The organism is Thalassotalea castellviae (assembly GCF_031846185.1).
In the GTDB taxonomy this organism is placed as follows: domain Bacteria; phylum Pseudomonadota; class Gammaproteobacteria; order Enterobacterales; family Alteromonadaceae; genus Thalassotalea_H; species Thalassotalea_H castellviae.
Map to the genome: position 1 here is coordinate 91,685 of NZ_JAVRIF010000009.1, position 18,484 is coordinate 110,168.

At 37.8% G+C, this 18,484-nt stretch carries 16 protein-coding genes; 11 read left to right on the forward strand and 5 right to left on the reverse strand.

The window, feature by feature from the left end:
• Positions 1-9: 9 nt before the first annotated feature.
• The 6 genes from lnt (at position 10) to RM573_RS14690 (ending at position 8,187) form a co-directional block, all read left to right on the forward strand.
• Entirely contained in the window at positions 10-1,614 is a 1,605-nt protein-coding gene (lnt, locus tag RM573_RS14665) for an apolipoprotein N-acyltransferase (protein ID WP_311583702.1), read from the forward strand.
• Positions 1,615-1,761: 147 nt separating this feature from the next.
• Positions 1,762-3,039: an efflux RND transporter periplasmic adaptor subunit gene (locus RM573_RS14670; RefSeq protein WP_311583705.1), complete on the forward strand. Its 1,278-nt coding sequence runs from the start codon at positions 1,762-1,764 to the stop codon at positions 3,037-3,039.
• Between the two features lie 52 nt (positions 3,040-3,091).
• On the forward strand, positions 3,092-3,784 hold the full coding sequence (locus tag RM573_RS14675; protein WP_311583708.1) for an ABC transporter ATP-binding protein: 693 nt from the start codon (positions 3,092-3,094) through the stop codon (positions 3,782-3,784).
• A gap of 28 nt (positions 3,785-3,812) precedes the next feature.
• Positions 3,813-5,123, forward strand: a complete 1,311-nt coding sequence (locus RM573_RS14680) for an ABC transporter permease (RefSeq protein WP_311583712.1) — start codon at positions 3,813-3,815, stop codon at positions 5,121-5,123.
• 16 nt (positions 5,124-5,139) lie between these two features.
• On the forward strand, positions 5,140-6,354 hold the full coding sequence (locus tag RM573_RS14685; RefSeq protein WP_311583715.1) for an ABC transporter permease: 1,215 nt from the start codon (positions 5,140-5,142) through the stop codon (positions 6,352-6,354).
• A gap of 177 nt (positions 6,355-6,531) precedes the next feature.
• The gene (locus RM573_RS14690; protein WP_311583718.1) at positions 6,532-8,187 is read left to right on the forward strand and encodes an amidohydrolase; all 1,656 of its coding nucleotides are present in this window, start codon (positions 6,532-6,534) and stop codon (positions 8,185-8,187) included.
• Between the two features lie 84 nt (positions 8,188-8,271).
• Here the strand turns inward: RM573_RS14690 and RM573_RS14695 are convergent, their stop codons facing one another.
• Positions 8,272-8,439 carry a hypothetical protein gene (locus RM573_RS14695; protein ID WP_311583721.1) on the reverse strand — a complete coding sequence of 56 codons (168 nt, stop codon included), beginning with the start codon at positions 8,437-8,439 and terminating at the stop codon, positions 8,272-8,274.
• A gap of 665 nt (positions 8,440-9,104) precedes the next feature.
• Here RM573_RS14695 and RM573_RS14700 point away from each other — a divergent pair.
• The 3 genes from RM573_RS14700 (at position 9,105) to RM573_RS14710 (ending at position 11,782) form a co-directional block, all read left to right on the forward strand.
• Positions 9,105-10,157 (forward strand): aldo/keto reductase, encoded by a 1,053-nt coding sequence (locus RM573_RS14700; protein ID WP_311583724.1) that lies wholly within the window; start codon positions 9,105-9,107, stop codon positions 10,155-10,157.
• A gap of 198 nt (positions 10,158-10,355) precedes the next feature.
• The gene (locus tag RM573_RS14705) at positions 10,356-11,459 is read left to right on the forward strand and encodes a c-type cytochrome (RefSeq protein ID WP_311583726.1); all 1,104 of its coding nucleotides are present in this window, start codon (positions 10,356-10,358) and stop codon (positions 11,457-11,459) included.
• 125 nt (positions 11,460-11,584) lie between these two features.
• Complete coding sequence (locus RM573_RS14710; RefSeq protein ID WP_311583728.1) at positions 11,585-11,782, forward strand: DUF1289 domain-containing protein; 198 nt, start codon at positions 11,585-11,587, stop codon at positions 11,780-11,782.
• 83 nt (positions 11,783-11,865) lie between these two features.
• Here RM573_RS14710 and yegD read toward each other — a convergent pair whose 3' ends face one another.
• Positions 11,866-13,224: a molecular chaperone gene (yegD, locus tag RM573_RS14715; RefSeq protein ID WP_311583730.1), complete on the reverse strand. Its 1,359-nt coding sequence runs from the start codon at positions 13,222-13,224 to the stop codon at positions 11,866-11,868.
• Between the two features lie 190 nt (positions 13,225-13,414).
• On the opposite strand from yegD, the gene RM573_RS14720 reads away from it, so the two are divergent.
• Positions 13,415-13,795, forward strand: a complete 381-nt coding sequence (locus RM573_RS14720) for a YkgJ family cysteine cluster protein (RefSeq protein WP_311583849.1) — start codon at positions 13,415-13,417, stop codon at positions 13,793-13,795.
• A 98-nt stretch (positions 13,796-13,893) separates the two neighbouring features.
• Here the strand turns inward: RM573_RS14720 and RM573_RS14725 are convergent, their stop codons facing one another.
• Together RM573_RS14725 and dmeF are read right to left on the reverse strand one after the other, a co-directional pair.
• Positions 13,894-15,723 (reverse strand): SLC13 family permease, encoded by a 1,830-nt coding sequence (locus tag RM573_RS14725; protein WP_311583732.1) that lies wholly within the window; start codon positions 15,721-15,723, stop codon positions 13,894-13,896.
• 186 nt (positions 15,724-15,909) lie between these two features.
• Positions 15,910-16,815, reverse strand: coding sequence for a CDF family Co(II)/Ni(II) efflux transporter DmeF (dmeF, locus tag RM573_RS14730; protein WP_311583734.1), 906 nt, complete (start codon positions 16,813-16,815; stop codon positions 15,910-15,912).
• A gap of 197 nt (positions 16,816-17,012) precedes the next feature.
• On the opposite strand from dmeF, the gene RM573_RS14735 reads away from it, so the two are divergent.
• The gene (locus tag RM573_RS14735; protein WP_311583735.1) at positions 17,013-17,183 is read left to right on the forward strand and encodes a metal-sensing transcriptional repressor; all 171 of its coding nucleotides are present in this window, start codon (positions 17,013-17,015) and stop codon (positions 17,181-17,183) included.
• Between the two features lie 116 nt (positions 17,184-17,299).
• Here the strand turns inward: RM573_RS14735 and RM573_RS14740 are convergent, their stop codons facing one another.
• Positions 17,300-18,484 carry a DEAD/DEAH box helicase gene (locus RM573_RS14740; RefSeq protein WP_311583737.1) on the reverse strand — a complete coding sequence of 395 codons (1,185 nt, stop codon included), beginning with the start codon at positions 18,482-18,484 and terminating at the stop codon, positions 17,300-17,302.

Consider the following 18,484-nt stretch of genomic DNA (forward strand, 5'->3'; position numbering starts at 1 on the left):
AGCGTTAGCATGTTCAAATCTTTTCTGCCCAAATGTAAGCGTAATATTAGCGATAAAACCTTATGGTTAAGTTTTATCGCTGGTCTTAACTTAGTATTTTCTTATGCACCATTCTCATTTTGGTGGATAAGCTTTATCAGTTTAACGTTATGGTTTGTACATTTAGAAAAACTCTGTCAAAAAAAACAAGTTAACACCACTCGATTACTCACAAAACATAGCTTTATTTTTGGCTTTGGTTGGTTTGCAAGTGGCATAAGCTGGGTCCATGTTTCTATTGCTGAATTTGGCGGTATGCCATTATTCGCTTCTTTATTTTTGATGTTGCTATTGTGTTTATATTTAGCTTTATTCCCAACCCTGGCAGGTTATTTAACCGCTAAAATAGCAAAAACGCAGCAAGCTTGCAGCAAATTAAACCTTTGGTTGTTGCCAAGTATTTGGTTATTAACAGAATATTTGCGTGGTGTTGTACTAACAGGTTTTCCATGGTTATCATTAGGTTATGGTCAAATCAGTGGGCCATTAGCCCCTTTAGCACCGATAATTGGCGAATTAGGCATTACTTTTTGCCTGCTAATATTTTGTGTCGCGCTTAGCAAGTTAATATTGAAATCACACACTAAACAAGCCGGCATTGCTTTACTTTCAATTTTCATTATCACGCTATTTTCACATCAGCAAACTTGGGTTTCACCAACGGGAAAAACCATAAAAACGGCCTTAATTCAGGGGAATATTGAACAATCAATTAAGTGGCAGCCAGAGCAACAATGGCCGACTATGTTAAAATATTTAGATTTAACACGTTTAAATTATGATGCCCAGTTAATTATTTGGCCGGAATCAGCAATACCGGCGATTGAAACTATGAGTACCACACAAGAATTTCTTGATATGGCCAACCAATCTGCTGCTTTAAATAATGCCACCATAATCACGGGTATTTTAAATTATAACTTTGAAACCAAAGAGTATTTTAATAGTTTAATTGTTTTAGGAAAAAAACATCACGCGGATATAAATGGCGATTATTATTATGGAAACAATAACCGTTATGATAAAAACCATTTATTACCTATTGGCGAATTTGTGCCATTTGGTGATTTGCTTAGGCCCATAGCCCCCCTATTCAATTTACCACAATCGTCTTTTAGCCGAGGCAGTTATGTGCAAGACAATTTACAGGCAAATGATTTAAATATATTACCGTTAATTTGTTTTGAAATAGCATTTCCCGAACAACTTGCCGCTAACTTTTATAATGACAGCGATATACTGTTAACCGTTAGTAATGATGCCTGGTTTGGTAACTCGCATGGACCACACCAACATATGGAAATTGCTCGTATGCGGGCGTTAGAATTTGGCCGACCTTTATTGCGTTCTACGAATACGGGGGTTACTGCAGTAACTGATCATTTAGGTGTTATCACCAAACAAATACCGCAATTTGAACAAGCGGTATTAACAACAGAAATTCAATTAGTTTCAGGACAAACCCCATACAGCCAATATGGTCGATACCCTATTTGGTTCATTGGTTTTTTGCTGATATTCATTAACATAGTTCACAACAAAGTACAAAATAGAACATCACTTAACACATTGTAAAACATAGTGTTATTACGATTTCCCGTTACCTCTCCTGATATTATTTCCTCAAATTGTTAAATAATTTAAACCTTTTTCCCTGCTAACACGACTTACTTATCAAACAACCATTATTTCAATGGTTATGTCTTATTCGGGGGAATTGACATGCAAATCAAAGATACCAGTGATCAGGATGTCCAGATCACAGTACAAAAATCAAAACCTAAATTTTGGCTAACTTTAATTACTTCATTTACCATCCTCGTCCTGATTATCTGGCAAGTGGCTCCTGCCGCAAGTCGATGGAGCCAAGCCAGTGAATCTATTTCAATCGATCGCGTGAGATTATCCACTATCACACGAGGTGATTTCATCAGAGATATTTCAGTATTAGGCCGAGTTGTTGCAGCAGTTAGTCCAACCGTTTATAGCCCCGCAGACGGCACAGTAACACTCTTAATTGAAGCGGGTCATGAGGTAAAAGAAGGCCAAGCATTAGCTACCCTAGATAGCCCTGAATTAACCAGCCGACTTTTTCAACAACAAGCCACGCTTGAAGGACTTGAGTCAAGTTATGAACGTCAACAAATACAATCAAAAAAACAACGTTTACAAGATCAGAAAGCGGTTGATCTAGCCAATGTCAGATTAATTTCCGCCAATCGTGAAAAGCGTCGCGCTGATCAAGGATATGAAAAAAATGCCATCAGTCAGATAGATTTTGAAAAAGCACAAGACGAGTTAGAAAATGCTAAATTACAACACCGCCATGCTGAGCAAGACGCAGCATTGAATATTGAAAGCTTAGACTTTGACAGCAAATCGTTGTCGCTCGACATTCGTCGTCAAAAATTACTCGTAAAAGAATTAAAACGCCAAGTTGATGCACTGACCATTCGTTCTCCTGTTAATGGCATCGTGGGGAATTTAAACGCCGATAACAAAACATTTTTAAGTAAAAACCAATCAATTTTAACGGTAGTAGATTTAAGTAATTTAGAAGTAGAAATTGAAATACCAGAAAGTTATGCCGATGACTTAGCCATTGGTATGGACGTAGCTGTACAATTTGAACAACGCCAGTTCAGTGCTCGTCTAGTAACAATTTCCCCCGAAATACTGAATAATCAGGTTACTGGGCGAGTACGCTTCTCTGGTGAAACACCCGCAAAACTTCGTCAAAACCAACGGTTAAATACGCAAATCATCCTTGAACAAAAAAGTAATGTCTTACAAGTGCAACGAGGACAATTTCTCGAAAGCTCAGGTGGCAGATTCGCTTATCTTGTTAATGATGGCTTAGCACGAAAAACCCCTATCACACTGGGTGCGAGAAGTTTAAGTCATGTCGAAGTATTAAGTGGCTTAAGCGAAGGACAGCAAATCATTATTTCAGGCACAGATATGTTTAATTCAGCAGAACAAGTGTTATTGAATAACTAATAAATCAACCATTATAACGAATAATAAATCCACGCGATTCAAGGAACAAACTATGTTAGTCATGAAAAATATCAATAAAATATTTCAAACAGCCGACATTCAAACACATGCACTAAGAGATTTTAATTTAACCGTCAATGAAGGGGATTTTATCAGTGTTACTGGACCTTCAGGCTCAGGTAAAACAACGTTCTTAAATATTGCCGGCTTATTAGAAACGTTCACCGATGGTGAATTTACCTTAGACGGAAAAGACGTTGGTAGCCTAAATGATAACGGCCGTTCAAAAATGAGAAACGAGAAAATAGGCTTTGTTTTTCAGAGTTTTAATTTAATACCTGATTTAAACCTTTTTGACAATGTTGATGTTCCTCTGCGTTATAGAGGCTTTAATGCCAAAGAAAGAAAAGCACGTATCGAAGCAAATTTAGCGCGTGTTGGTCTTTCTTCAAGAATGAAACATTTGCCAAGCCAACTCTCTGGAGGACAGCAGCAACGTGTTGCTATTGCACGAGCACTTGCTACTGATCCTCGTTTTTTACTTGCTGATGAGCCGACAGGAAATTTAGATTCTGAAATGGCGCAAGGCGTAATGAGTTTACTCGAAGAAATCAATAAACAAGGCACAACCATTATTATGGTAACCCACGACGCTGAACTTGCTCAACGAGCTTCAAGAACAATTCAAGTGAAAGATGGCCGAGTGAGCGAGTTAGAAATTATTGATAATCAAGCAATTGCTTAATCGATGACTCATTAATTAAGGAGTGGAAATGTTTAACTATTATATAAAAATTGCATGGATCAGTATCTTGCGTCATTGGGGATTAAGCTTACTGATGATTTGCGCAATAGGCTTAGGAATTGGTGCAACTATGACCACCATCACCGTTAATTACCTAATGTCTGCCAACCCAATTCCTCATAAAAGTGAACAACTTTATTATGTACAATTAGACAGTTGGGACGCAAACGACCCGTTTGATGAAGGTCAAAATCCGCCGGATCAAATGACCTATACCGACTCAACAAATTTAATGAAAGCAAAAAAAGCGTTTCGTCAAAATGTTCAAGCGCAAGCTTATGCCGTAATTGAACCCTCTGATCCTGACATTTTGCCGTTAATTGTTGATGGCCGAGCAAATTCCGCTGATTTTTTCGCCATGTTTGATGTACCGTTTCTTTACGGCAATGCATGGTCAGCAAGCGCTGATGAAAATAAAGAACAAGTCGTAGTATTAAATAAAGCCACCAACGATAAACTTTTTGGTGGTGAAAACTCCGTCGGTAAATCGATAAAGATCGACGGAAATATGTTTAGCATTGTTGGGGTGATTGATCATTGGCAACCCAAACCGCGTTTTTATGATATTACCACAGGTGCATTTAACGAATCTGAGGATATCTTTGTCCCATTTAGTTTAATCGCCGAAGAAAAAATTGGTCGCTCAGGCAATACCAATTGCTGGAAGCCCTCTGGTGATGGTTTTCAAGCATTTTTAAATTCAGAATGTATTTGGACTCAATTTTGGGTTGAATTAAGATCACCGCAAGAAAAACAAGACTACATGACTTTTTTAAATGCCTATGTTGAAGAACAAAAACAATATGGTCGTTTTGAACGTCCACTTGATAACCGTTTAAACACAGTCACGCAATGGTTAGAAGTGCAAGAAGTCGTCGCTGATGATGCAAAAATGATGTTAGCAATGGCACTGATGTTTTTAATTGTGTGTTTATTAAATACCGTTGGTTTACTGCTCGCGAAATTTTTAGGCAAAGCCCCAGAAATTGGACTAAGACAAGCACTAGGCGCTAGTAAGTCAACCTTGTTTTATCAATATATGATTGAATCAGCTTGTATAGGGTTAGCCGGAGGTTTATTAGGCTTATTTCTCGCCTACCTAGGCTTACAAGGCATAGAAACGCTATACGGTGAATATATGCAAGGCTTAGCAACGTTAGATCTCAACATGATGATTTTAGCCGTGACCTTATCGTTACTTGCAACGTTAATTGCAGGAATATATCCCACATGGCGAGCTTGTAAAGTGCAACCTGCTCACCAATTAAAATGTCAATAATGCGAGGAATGTCAAAATGTTAGAAACAGGTTTAATATTTCGCGCATTAATGCGTAACAAAATAGGGGCATTACTTATTGCCCTGCAAATTGCGTTAACGTTGGCGATTATGGTTAATGCAATCTTTATGATCCAAGATCGAAATCAGCAAATGTCTCGGGCAAGTGGCCTTGATGAAGCGAATACATTTTATTTAACCAATACCGTATTTGGTGAAAATTATAATAAGCAAGTCAATCTACAAACTGATTTACATGCTATTCGTAACACGCCAGGTATTGTTGATGCCATTCAAATTAATGCGATTCCGCTAAGTGGAGGTGGCTGGTCAATGTCATTGCAACATGAACCAGGTGACGATAAAGACACAATTGGAAGTGCTTTATATATGGTGGATGAACACGCCATTAATACGTTAGGGGTTGAATTAATTGCGGGCCAAAACTTTACTAGCCAAGACATCCAATGGCGAGAAAGTGGCTCAACAAAATGGCCTCCTAAAACGATTATTACTAAAGCCTTTGCCGAGCAACTCTACCCGGGTAACTGGCAGTCAGCTGTTGGTAAAACTTTCTATATTTCACAAACACAACCTATGCAAATAATTGGCATAATGAAAGCGTTACAAGCGCCTTGGAATGGTTGGAGTGGTGTTGAGCGAAGTATGTTAGTGCCCTTTCATATGGACGCAAAAAACAGTCGTTACTTTATAAGAACACAACCAGGTCGGCGTGATGAAATGATGCCTATCATCGAAAAGCTTTTAGCAGAAAGTAATAAAGAGCGCATTATACGCAGAGTGAGTACCATTGAAGAAACAAGGCAAAGAAGTTATCAACGCCATAATGCGACGAATAAAATATTAATGACGGTTATTATCACATTAACTTTAATTACCGGTTTTGGCATAGTCGGATTAGCTATTTTTAGCATTAATAGACGGACCAAACAAATTGGTACAAGACGAGCACTTGGTGCGACGCAATGGCAGATCATGCGGTACTTTATGGTAGAAAACTTATTAATTTCTTCCGTTGGTGTTGTGATCGGTTCAATTGGTGCAATCACATTAAATTATTGGTTAGTAAAAACCTTTAGCTTATCGCCGATCAGTTTCGAACTCGTATTATTTGGCGTGATCGCATTATTTATAGTAGGTCAATTAGCGGTGTTATACCCAGCCAGACGCGCTGCGATGATCCCTCCGGCGACAGCGACAAGAACGATTTAAACATAAAGATCACTTAAAACGGAAAAAATAAAGGCGTTATTATTAAATAATAACGCCTTTTTGTGATTAAATAATCAAAGTTCTAACAAGTTTAACCCAAGTAATCTTGTAAAAAACTTTAGCATTTTATTGTTCATGCTATGATTAAGACACATAATAAAAACAAAGCTTAAGCCAATGAAATACTCTCATAAATTCCTTACAACACTTATTCTTACTCTTAGCTCTGCCTCACTATTTGCACAAACTACCTTAATTAAAAATGTCCAAGGTTACACATTAAATGGAGAAACATTACAAGCGTTTTCAGCCATTACCTTTACCGAGGATAAAATCGATCAGCTTTTTACTAAGCAAGACAAAATTGACAGTCAACCAGATTGGCACATTATCGATGGAAATGGCGCAACTATGCTGCCTGGATTAATTGACGCTCACGGTCATGTCTTAAATTATGGCCAAAGCTTGATGACGGCAGATCTTGTCGGAACCCGCTCAGAGCAGGCAGCGGTTCAGCGAACGTTGAAATATGCTCACGAAAATCCGACGCTAACTTGGATAACAGGACGAGGCTGGAACCAAGTACAATGGGATGTTAAAACATTTCCAACGAAAGAGACGTTAGATGTTGTATTTCCTGATAAACCGGTATGGTTACGACGAGTAGATGGTCATGCAGGTTGGGCAAACAGTAAGGCAATGGCCTTAGCCGGCATTACTCAGCAATCAATATCTCCCGAAGGTGGCAGCATCATCAGAGATAATAATGGTCAGCCAACGGGTGTATTTATTGATAATGCGATGGCGTTAATAGAAAAAAATATTGCCCCGTTGACAATTACACAACAAAAAAACATTTTGTTAAAAGCGATGCATTCATTGGCAAGCTTAGGCCTCACCAGTGTCCATGATGCTGGTATTGATAGCGAAACGCTTACCGCTTTTCAGCAGCTTAGCGCTGAAGGGAAAATGCCTATTCGTATTAACGCTATGCTGTATTTACCGACTAACCAATGGCAACAAACCTTAGACAAAGGAACGTTTCATTCAGCAGATCACATGCTTAATTTTAATAGTGTTAAAATTCAAGCTGATGGTGCTTTAGGAAGTCGCGGCGCGGCCATGATAGAAGATTATTCGGATCACGCGGGACATAAAGGGCTACTACTGCATGATAATCAGTCGTTAAGCCATTATATCAATAGTGCGATGCAAGCTGGTTTTCAAGTAAACACCCATGCTATTGGTGATAATGCTAACAAAATAGTTCTCGACCTTTATCAAACAGCAATCAAAAAAAATAACAGTAAAGTGTTACGTCATCGTGTTGAGCATGCACAAATACTGCGCTTAATAGATATTCCGCGTTTTCATGATTTGGGTATCATCGCTTCAATGCAAGCAACGCATGCCACCAGTGATAAAAACATGGCGGTTGATCGGATTGGAGAAGATCGTATTTTAGGCGCTTACGCTTGGCGTAAACTGTTAAATGCCAAAACCGTTATTGCTGCCGGCTCAGATTTTCCTGTTGAATCTGCTAATCCATTTTTTGGTCTACACGCTTCGGTAACCCGACAAGACAAGCAGAATTTACCGAAAAATGGCTGGTACCCTGAAGAAAAAATGACTCGCGTTGAAGCTTTAAAAACGTTTACGATTGATGCTGCATTTGCCGGTCATCAAGAAAAAATCATTGGTAGTTTAGCTCCAGGTAAAAAAGCAGACTTTATTTTATTAACCGATAACTACTTTACCAGCGATGAATCAAAGCTTTGGCAAAACCAAGTATTATCAACTTGGGTAAACGGCATACAGGTTTATAAAAAATAAATGAAAAAGGATGATATTTTCCTATCATCCTTTTATTTTTATACTGCAAGTAAAACAGTAAAGAATTACATCTAAAACAGCTTGTTACGATTGATATAACCAAGTCAAAAAACGCTTTGACTCACCAATATTATTAAACGTAAATAATTTAGATCCAATTTTATCTGTAACAACCACATTTCGTTTATTTACCGAAATAGATTGTAATGGCGAAGTGATTGAATACACTTCTTTATTATATGTATATGACATAATAAAACTCTATAAAATGCGCATAAGCGCGTAAAATCAAAAGTTATATTATTGGTTTGCAAAACTTTGAGCTTTAGAGCACAAATTAACTACACAGAGACCTTGTCTCAATTCGTTGACAATAATTAAACTTGCTTTAGGGGAAACTTCGATGTTTAAATTTTTCATGAACCACGTTGCTGTTCTAGGTACTTGCATGTGTTTATCGTCATACGATAAATTATTCAAGTAACAAATATCAGAAACCGTTTAGCTGGCTTTTGGCCAGCATTGATTTGGCATTTCTACAGTGTTTCTACTTGATTTGCGTTAAGTAACTGCACGTAACAAGTATTCACTTGTAACAAAACCAAAAACATTGTGAAAAATTAAACTCGAAAGTTCGATTCACCCTTGTGATTGCTAACTGTGAAAGGGAAAGACAAAACACAATTCACCAGATAATTGTTTATTAGGTGAAAAGTTAGATAAACGAGAGGAGATTAAATAACAGCGAGATAGTATAGAGAATAATTACATAAGTAAATACTTTATTATAAATAATCAGTATTTAATCTTTAATTCCACTATTTTTTCACAGTAACTTTCATTACTCTGAGCTAATAATTTTAATCATAGAGCGCAGCTGTTCGGTTTAATATAAAACAGGCACAGAAGGAAATAGAATGAAATATGTTCGTTTAGGCAGTAGTTCGTTAGAAGTATCACGAATTTGTTTAGGGAGTATGACATGGGGCTTACAAAACAATCAACAAGACGCTAATGAGCAACTTGATTACGCGCAAACTCAAGGAATTAATTTTCTTGATACCGCAGAGTTGTATGCTGTACCTCCTTCGGAAGATACCTATGGTAAAACCGAAACCATCATTGGCAATTGGCTAAAAGCTAACCCATCTCGTCGTAAAGAAATCGTCCTTGCCTCAAAAATTGCAGGGCCAGGCTTATCTTATATTCGCGACAATAGTGAAATTAACAGTAAAACGATTGTCGAAGCCGTTGAAGCCTCCCTTAAACGCCTGCAAACTGATTATATTGATTTATATCAATTACATTGGCCAAATTATACTTCACCTCATTTCGGTAAACATTGGCCTAACAATGTTCATTACACGAGTTTTAATGCTGAACAACAAACCGAAAAAATGCTCGATATTTTACAAGGATTGTCGCATTGCATGGCCGCAGGAAAAATTCGTCACTGTGGATTATCAAATGATACACCTTGGGGAATAAACCAGTATTTACGTTTAAGTGAGCAACACAATTTGCCGCGTATGGTTTCCATTCAAAATGAATTTAGCTTATTACACACCAAAGATTGGCCATATCTCATTGAAAACTGTGTACATGAAGACATTGCTTATTTACCTTGGTCACCATTAGCAACTGGCTTACTTACTGGAAAATACCTTAACGGCAACATTCCCAAAGGCAGTCGTTGGACCTTTATGCAACGCAATGGTCTCTTTAGAGATACGCCTAATACACATAAAGCCGTACAAGCATTTGTTGATTTGGCTAAACAACATAACTTAACGCCGGCTTCATTAGCATTAGGATGGGTGGATCAAGTGAATGGCGTAACATCTACCATAATTGGAGCGACAAGTATGAAACAATTAAAAGAGAATATTCATGCATTTAAAGCTCCTTTATCCGAAGAAATCATTAAAGATATTGGAGAAATTTTACAACAGCACCCTTCACCTTTTTAAGAAAGGTAAATCTAGTTTTTTAATATAACGAGTCCTTACTGTGCAAAATCGGTTAAGGGCTTTTTTATCAATGCATTTTAACGAATGAAAAGTTACATCAATTGTTACTAATTTTGTCACAGCCCCGTTCTTAATTGATTCGACATGAAAAGCTTTGTAACCTAGTATGGTAATCACTATAAATCATTAATTTTTATTATGAACTACAAAATCAGCTTATTGCTTTTCACTTTTTCTCTCATTACATCTCCCGTTTTAATGGCTTTTCAACATAATGGTGAAACACTCCCTCCACCAAGAAAATTAACAGAAGAACAAGCAAAAGTTGCGGCAGATAATTACCAAAAATACTGCGCTTTGTGTCATGGTGAAGATAGACAAGGACATGTGAATGATCATGCCCCTTCTTTACGCAGTAAGAGTTTAATGGAGTCTGGCGTTGCCCATCAAATTTTAAGACCTATGTCTTACGGGAGAAATGGTACTGCCATGGGTGGCTACCTTGATGAAGTAGGCGGACCTATGACATTAGCAGAAACTTGGGATTTAACCTATTGGTTGTTTGAACAAGCAGGAGTCGAACGTCTAAAGTTTTCAACCAACCCCGTGACTGGCGATATCAAAAAAGGTGAAAAAGCTTACCTTGAAAACTGTACAACATGCCACGGTGTTAATGGTGAAGGAGTTACCGCGCCAGCGTTAGGTAATCAATCAGCATTAGCCCACAATACTGATGAATTTATTCGTCATGCTATTCGTAACGGTCGCCAAGGCACGCCAATGCCGGCTTTTAAAGATAAATTACCTGCCGAAGACATTGATAACATCACTGCATTTTTACGCAGTAAAGCACTTGGTTGGAAAGATGAAAAACCGATATTAAAAGCCTTACCTAAACCAGAAGAATACGTATTCAATCCTGAAGGTGATGATCCAAACTTTGATTTAACAGAAGATAACTACGTTTCATCTGAAGAGTTATTTGCAGCCTTAGAAGCGAAGAACAGAATGGTCTTAATTGATACACGCGTAACCTCTGTTTGGCAAAATGCCCATATTGAAGGCTCAATCCCCTTCCCTTATTACGCAGACACGGATATCATCAAAACCGTTGCTGGCATACCAAAAGACGTGCAAATAGTCGCTTATTGTTCTTGTCCGCGAGCAGCAGCCGACTACACCATCAAAAAATTAGAAAATTTAGGCTACACCCGTACCGCCGTATTATATGAAGGCATTTTTGGCTGGATGAATCAAGGTTATCCAGTGATGCGTGGTGATATAAAAGACGTACAAGATTAGCATGGCGAAAACGTAATGTAGCAGTAATAAGAGAATGATTACCGCTTTTACTGAATAAACTGCTATCATGCTGCCGGATTAAAAGTGGTTTATTTACCCGTTGCTATTAATTGAGTAAAACTTGTATGTTTGTCGGAAATAATAATCAAATCATCACGCCGTGTATTGGTCAATGTCACTTAGACGCATCAAATGTTTGTAATGGTTGCTATCGAACGTCGTCAGAAATTACTTCATGGATAGATAAGTCAGATGATGAAAAAATTGCCATTGTGATCCGCTGTAAAAAACATATTGAAGCTAAGCAAAATACAAGTTACTAACAGCAAACCATGACATAAAAACCACTGACTTTCGACGCCCTGACTCAATGTGATCCTGAGGGTTAGCTTAAAATCCTTAAATATCAGGTAAAAATTCTTTTCGCCCAACGCGCCAAACCTACAGTAACACTACCGAAATGATCACCAATCACCAATGGAATACCAGGCATTTGCGCTGTTAAGTAATCATTTAACACCGGTGATTTTGCCGTGCCGCCAGTGACAAAAATAACATCTGGTTGGCAACCGGCTTGTTTTACCGCACTGTCCATCATTTGGCTAATTTGCCTAAGTTGACTGTTGCTTGCCTCAAGCATTAACCCTCGCGAAACTTCAACACTTAATTGATGATCAATTTCATCTAACGCTATGTTTGCTTCATGTGCCTCTGTTAAAGCTATTTTTGCTTGCTCTGCACCATTCACTAAACAATAACTCAACTTTTGATCATGTACTTTTAATAATCGTTCAAATATATCGGGCTCTGCAGCATCGCGTTTTAATTGCTCTAAAAAACGACGGTTTGCTTGACTATAAAACTCGGTTTGTAGATTGACATTATTAATAGCCACCGCTTGATTGTAACTATTCACCGGCATAGGTTTCCCCGTTTTTAAGTAACTATTCATACCAAGGCTAGGCATGATCCCTTTTAACGCTAATTGAATGTCAAAATCATTCCCGCCAATGCGTACACCACTATGTGATAATAAATGTGCGCTTCTATCGGTACTTTCTCGAAACTCAGGTCCCATTAATAACATTGAGCAATCGGTTGTCCCACCACCAATATCTACAACTAATACTTTCGTTTCTTGGCTAAGTGAGGCTTCATATTCAAAACCTGCGGCGACAGGTTCAAACTGAAATTCAACGTCTTTAAAACCGATTTGCTTTGCTGCATTGGTTAACACGTTAATGGCTTGCCGATTACTTTCTTCACCTTTTAGCCCTTGGAAATTAATCGGTCTGCCGATCACAGCTTTCGTGATGTCTTTTTGTAAGGCCTGTTCAGCATGTGTTTTAATGTTCATCATCATGGCGGCAACAATATCTTCAAATAAGTGAATTTGTGCTTCAACTAAACCACTTGCCCCTAAAAATGACTTAGGCGATTTGATGTAATAGCCTTCTTCTGGGTCATTTAGGTAATTATCGAGTGCCGTTTGCCCAAAAGACAGTTCAGGTGAAATACCATCAAGTTTAAGCTCTCGAATAATGTTTTGACTACGTTGTAAAGATAATCCCCTTCTCGCTTTGAAATCAGCTTGTGCACTTTCTGGTAAACGTTGATAGAGCCAATGACTAATAATGTCGCGACTTGGTGAATATAAAGTAGAAGGAGTAAAGCGGCCATGGTCACCTAGTGATAAAATTGTTGGCTGATCATTATTCATAACACCTACAGCACAATTTGACGTACCATAATCAAAACCTATCATGACTTTTATCCCACCACTACTCAATAAAAAGGCTGCGTAGAATACTGGGGAATAAAGATAAGTACAAGCCAACCTCCCATATTTTACCGCCTTGTTGTGTTAAACGAGCAGAAATTTAAGCTTTGCAAGCGAGCTAAATTCACCTGTTTTTTATGGTATAGTGATACAAATAATGAATTGGGTAGAGTCATTGAAAGCCTGTAATCAATGTGGAAAATGTTGTATCAAATATGGTGATGGCGGCATAGAAGCAACCGTTGAAGAAATTGATATGTGGGCAATATTTCGACCAAATATATATCAATATGTCCGAGAATATAAACTTTGGTTCGATCCTGACACTCAACAACAATTAAGCCAATGCCCGTTTTTAGAAAAACTTCCCAATCAAAAAGCTAATGAGCCAGTAAAATATAGTTGTGGGATTTATGAAGATCGCCCAGAAGATTGTCGCTTATATCCCAGCAGTATTAATGAAATGATCCGTGATGAGTGTGAAATGATTGAAACTGTTGATTTAACACACCCTAAACAAGCGCAAGTAGCATTTGAAAAACTAATCGACCATTAATGTATTATCCCGCTTTAGTATTGGTCGGTCATTGAATATAGACTATTAGCGCTCTGTCTGGTCACGTTTAACCAGACACTGTTAAGTGACACTTTCAGTTATAAATAAATCCAACTTAATAAAAATGACAGCGTAACCCACATTAATAAAATGAGTGGGACACCAACCCGAATAAAATCAGAAAACTGATAACCACCAGCATTCATCACTAAGATATTAGTTTTATAAGCCATTGGCGTAGCGTAACTTAAATTTGCGCCAAATAGTACGGCTAAAATAAACGGCTCTACCGGCAAGCCTAATTGAGTAGCAACTGAAATAGCAATAGGGGTACCAATAACCGCCGCAGCATTATTTGAGACAACATTGGTTAATACCGCTAGCATTAACATTAATGCCGACAAAACCCCCGCCGGCGGCAAATCGTACGCCAAGGCGACAAACATTTGCGCAATATAATCGGCACCACCGGTTTGCATCATTGCTGAACCCAAAGCTAAAGAAGCAACAACAATTAAGACCACTTGGCTACTGAGCGCCACCGACAAATCTCGCCAGTCAAGACATTTAGTGATTAATAAAAATAATGTCCCGCACATTGCACTGATGGCAATAGGTAATAAGCCAAAAGCAGCAACCGCAATAACAAAAAATAACACCGCTAATGCCAACGGGGCTTTTTGTGAATAAGGCAACTCAGCTGCGCCATCAATAATTAAAAAGCCTTGATTTTCTTTTAATTCATCAATTTGTTCAGATTCACCCTGCACTAATAACACATCGCCCGTTTGAATCGGTACATGTCCAATACTTCTTCGCCCTATTTCCATGGCATTGCCACCTCGATGCAAAGCAATAACCGATATGCCATAACGTTTGGCAAACTGAACTTCTTTTAAGGTTCGCCCGACTAAACCTGACTGTTGTACGACAACGATTTCGGCCAAAGTTTGTTTTTCTGCATTCAAAGGATGATTTTCATCTACTTTATGACTACCAGAAAAAAGCGTGGTATGGGTTGCCGATTCGAATTCTTTTAATTGATCCGGATAATCTTTAACTAGTAAACGATCGCCTACTTTTAACTTAGTATCCGGAAAAGGTACAATATTTTGATATTCAGGGCTCCGCTGAACCGCTTGAATATTCATTTGTCCGTCGGTCATTTTTAAAACTTCTGCTACGGTAGTTCCATTAGCGATGCTTTCTTCATTGATATTTAAATAAGCGCTAAAAATACGTGGTGAGGTATCTGGTAATGACGGCGTACGTTTTGGCAATAACTTAGGCGCTATCAACCATAAATAAGCAATAGCAATGCTCGCAGCAATTAACGCAGGAGTAGCGAAGGCAAACATACTGATACGAGGCAACCCCATATCACTGGCCACACTAACCACTAATAAATTGGTAGAAGTACCAATTGTGGTTGTCATGCCACCGACGAGTGTTGCTAAGCCCATTGGTAACAACATTCCCGAAGTATCGGTTCGAGTTCTTAAAGCTACATTCGTAAGTATCGGTAAAAACAAAACCACTATTGGAGTGTTATTAACGAAAGCACTTAAAAAGCCGGCAACAATTAAGGTGATCAGTAATGATAATCCTGGGCTTATTTTCCATAATTTAGCTAAATAACGTCCGACAGGGACTAAAGCCCCTGTTCTCACTAACGCATGACCAATAATCATTAAACCACAAACCGTGATCAAGGCTTCGTGACCAAAACCAAAAAATAAAGATGAGGCTTCTAAATGAGTTCCGTTAATTTCGAAAGGAAAAATAGTAAACAATAAACATAAGATGACCAAAACGGCCAAAGACGAAGTTTCAAGTGGAATATCATCGCGACGGAAAAAATATAAAGCTACAACGGTAACTAACAACATTGCTAAAGCATGATTATTCGGTATATCAGGTATATTCACTATTTTTCAACTTACGCCAGTATCACGAATATAATTCGCTAAATTATCAATAACGTTAGCATTACCTTATTTAAAAAGCGATGCTGTTGCAAAAAAAGAATCCATGCTAAAAGAGTAAAGTTAAAACAAGCGCTTAAATTTTACATAAAAATAATAGTCATTAGCCTTGTTTATAAATGGCTATCATTAAATCTTCAATTTATTTAATTCAATTGAAATATGCGAAACTTGCGGTAAAATTTCTTTAACAATGGCTTTATATTCGGCTATTTTTAGCGGTTTATTTGATGATAAGGATAACATAGCTGATTGGTGAGAACTGGCTATCTTCCAGACATGAATATCATGTATAACAGTATTTTTCTCATTCATAGCTATAGAAACTTTCTCTAAGGTTGAAGTTTCTACAGACTTATCTAAAAGTATCGCGCTTGATTCTTTTATTAAACCAAAAGACCAGTGAAATATAACCATCGCCCCAACGATTCCCATTAATGGGTCTATCCACACTATTCCAATATATTTACCGATTAATAGCGCGACAATAGCAAGAACAGAAGTCAATGTGTCGGCTAAGACGTGGAGATAAGCGGCTTTCATGTTTTGATCATGGTGATGGTGTGAATGATCATGATGGTGATGGTGATCTTTTAAAATCAAAGCTGACACTAAATTAACCAAAAGACCAATGAACGCCACGATAATTGCTTCACTAAACTGAATATTCTGTGGTTCAACAAGTCGCTGAATTGATTCAATGATCATCATAAGTGCAACTATGCCTAACGCAACAGCACTCGCGAATCCCCCAAGATAATTCACTTTTCCTGTGCCAAAACTAAATGACTTATTGTTCATATGCTTCTTGGCATAATGATAGGCAAATAATGTGATCAGAAATGCGGCTGAATGAGTCCCCATATGCCAACCATCGGCAAGTAATGCCATAGAGCCTGACCACGTGCCAGCAGCAATTTCAAGGGTCATTATCAGTGTAGTTAACCAAAATACAATTTTTACTTTATGTGTGTTTTTGGCGTTATCTACACCAAAATCATGAGAATGTTGCCATTGTATTGTTGAATCACTCACTTTATTTCCTTAACTATTGAAACATGAATATTGAAGATGACTTAAGCTTAATAACATACCCCCGCTGAGTATATTTAAAAAGTAAAAAATTACATATTTCATACACATAAAGATCAAAAGAAACTCATAAATCGAGTCAGGTGGGTAAAAGATCAATTGATTTCATGACAAAACACCTTAATAATCATTCGAATAGTATGGCGGTATTACAACAAATAATGGCTTTAAAAGGCGCTGTAAACGGATTAATGAAAAAGTTGTTGGAAGCTCATTTGTGTGAGCATTTAGGCTCTAAAAATTTAACAGCCAAAAGACGTAAAGAAGAAGTCGAACAAGTCATTATACTGCTTAAAAGTTACTTAAAATAATGAGAGATAAGTACCTTAAAAAACACGGCAAATATACGCACAAGGGTGTTGTAAATCGCTTGCCTAGTGTTTAAAAATATGAATAGTTAACGGCACTTAAAACCTTAACAAATATATTACTGACGATTCTTAGGTTTAAAATTTAAGATGGAAACAGGTACTGTTTTTTTCACGGGAAATTCGTCAAAAGCTTTACGTGAAATAATACGACCCAATCGGCTTTCAATAGCACATAACTCACGAAAGTTATCCTTAGAGACCAAAGAAATAGCTTCACCGCTTTCACCTGCCCGTCCCGTTCTGCCTATGCGATGAATATAATCTTCAACTTTTGCTGGTAAATCATAATTTATTACCCGTGCTAAATCGCCTATATCAATACCTCGTGCGGCGATCCCCGTCGACACTAAAAAGTCAATTTTACCGGATTTAAAATCATTTAAAATACGCTCTCTTATTTCTTGCGTACGACCACTGTGAATACATTGTGCTTTAATACCGCGTTTTTCTAATTGGCTTACCAGTTTTGCAGCCCCATGTTTTGTTTCAATAAAAATTAGCGCTTGTTGCCAATTGAATTTCTGAATCAAAAAACTGAGTAATGCTGATTTATTGCTTTTATCTGTCGTTACTAACCATTGATCAATTTTCGGCTGAGAAGCACTGTCTAAAGCAATAGAAATTTCACGTGCTTGCTGGTCAATGGCGCGCTTTGCCAATGCACGAACATCTTCAGACATCGTTGCTGAAAACAGTAAATTTTGTCGAGAACTTGGTAAACGTTCTATAATTTTATTAATGTCATCAATAAACCCCATATCCAACATTCTGTCGGCTTCGTCTAATACTAACACCTCTAATTCGTCAAAATGTAAAAGCCGTTGATGAGCTAAATCTAAAAGTCTACCCGGAGTAGCAACGAGAATATCTACGCCCCAAATTAAGCGTTGCTTCTGTGGCTCAATATCTGTTCCTCCGTAAACTGCCAAAGAACTAACTTCTAGGTACTTAGTATATTGGGCAATACTCGCTTCAACTTGTATGGCCAATTCACGGGTGGGTGTAAGGACAAGTGCGCGAATACGTTTACCACGCAAGGTTTTATCATGATTAAATTTTTCAAGCAAAGGAAGTACAAAACTAGCGGTTTTACCTGTACCTGTTTGTGCTGCAGCAATTAAATCTTTTCCAGATAAAACAACTGGGATTGCTTGTTGTTGAATCGGTGTGGGCTTGGTATATCCTAATTCAGCAACGGTTTTTAATAATGCGTCAGATAACCCCAGTGTTGAAAACGGCAT

What these genes read in the sequence shown, in the direction of transcription:
- lnt (WP_311583702.1), top strand. Translation starts at nt 10, where the DNA reads ATGTTCAAATCTTTTCTGCCCAAATGTAAGCGTAATATTAGCGATAAA.
- RM573_RS14670 (WP_311583705.1), top strand. Translation starts at nt 1,762, where the DNA reads ATGCAAATCAAAGATACCAGTGATCAGGATGTCCAGATCACAGTACAA.
- RM573_RS14675 (WP_311583708.1), top strand. Translation starts at nt 3,092, where the DNA reads ATGTTAGTCATGAAAAATATCAATAAAATATTTCAAACAGCCGACATT.
- RM573_RS14680 (WP_311583712.1), top strand. Translation starts at nt 3,813, where the DNA reads ATGTTTAACTATTATATAAAAATTGCATGGATCAGTATCTTGCGTCAT.
- RM573_RS14685 (WP_311583715.1), top strand. Translation starts at nt 5,140, where the DNA reads ATGTTAGAAACAGGTTTAATATTTCGCGCATTAATGCGTAACAAAATA.
- RM573_RS14690 (WP_311583718.1), top strand. Translation starts at nt 6,532, where the DNA reads ATGAAATACTCTCATAAATTCCTTACAACACTTATTCTTACTCTTAGC.
- RM573_RS14695 (WP_311583721.1), bottom strand. Translation starts at nt 8,439, where the DNA reads ATGTCATATACATATAATAAAGAAGTGTATTCAATCACTTCGCCATTA.
- RM573_RS14700 (WP_311583724.1), top strand. Translation starts at nt 9,105, where the DNA reads ATGAAATATGTTCGTTTAGGCAGTAGTTCGTTAGAAGTATCACGAATT.
- RM573_RS14705 (WP_311583726.1), top strand. Translation starts at nt 10,356, where the DNA reads ATGAACTACAAAATCAGCTTATTGCTTTTCACTTTTTCTCTCATTACA.
- RM573_RS14710 (WP_311583728.1), top strand. Translation starts at nt 11,585, where the DNA reads ATGTTTGTCGGAAATAATAATCAAATCATCACGCCGTGTATTGGTCAA.
- yegD (WP_311583730.1), bottom strand. Translation starts at nt 13,224, where the DNA reads ATGATAGGTTTTGATTATGGTACGTCAAATTGTGCTGTAGGTGTTATG.
- RM573_RS14735 (WP_311583735.1), top strand. Translation starts at nt 17,013, where the DNA reads ATGGCGGTATTACAACAAATAATGGCTTTAAAAGGCGCTGTAAACGGA.
- RM573_RS14740 (WP_311583737.1), bottom strand. Translation starts at nt 18,484, where the DNA reads ATGCCGTTTTCAACACTGGGGTTATCTGACGCATTATTAAAAACCGTT.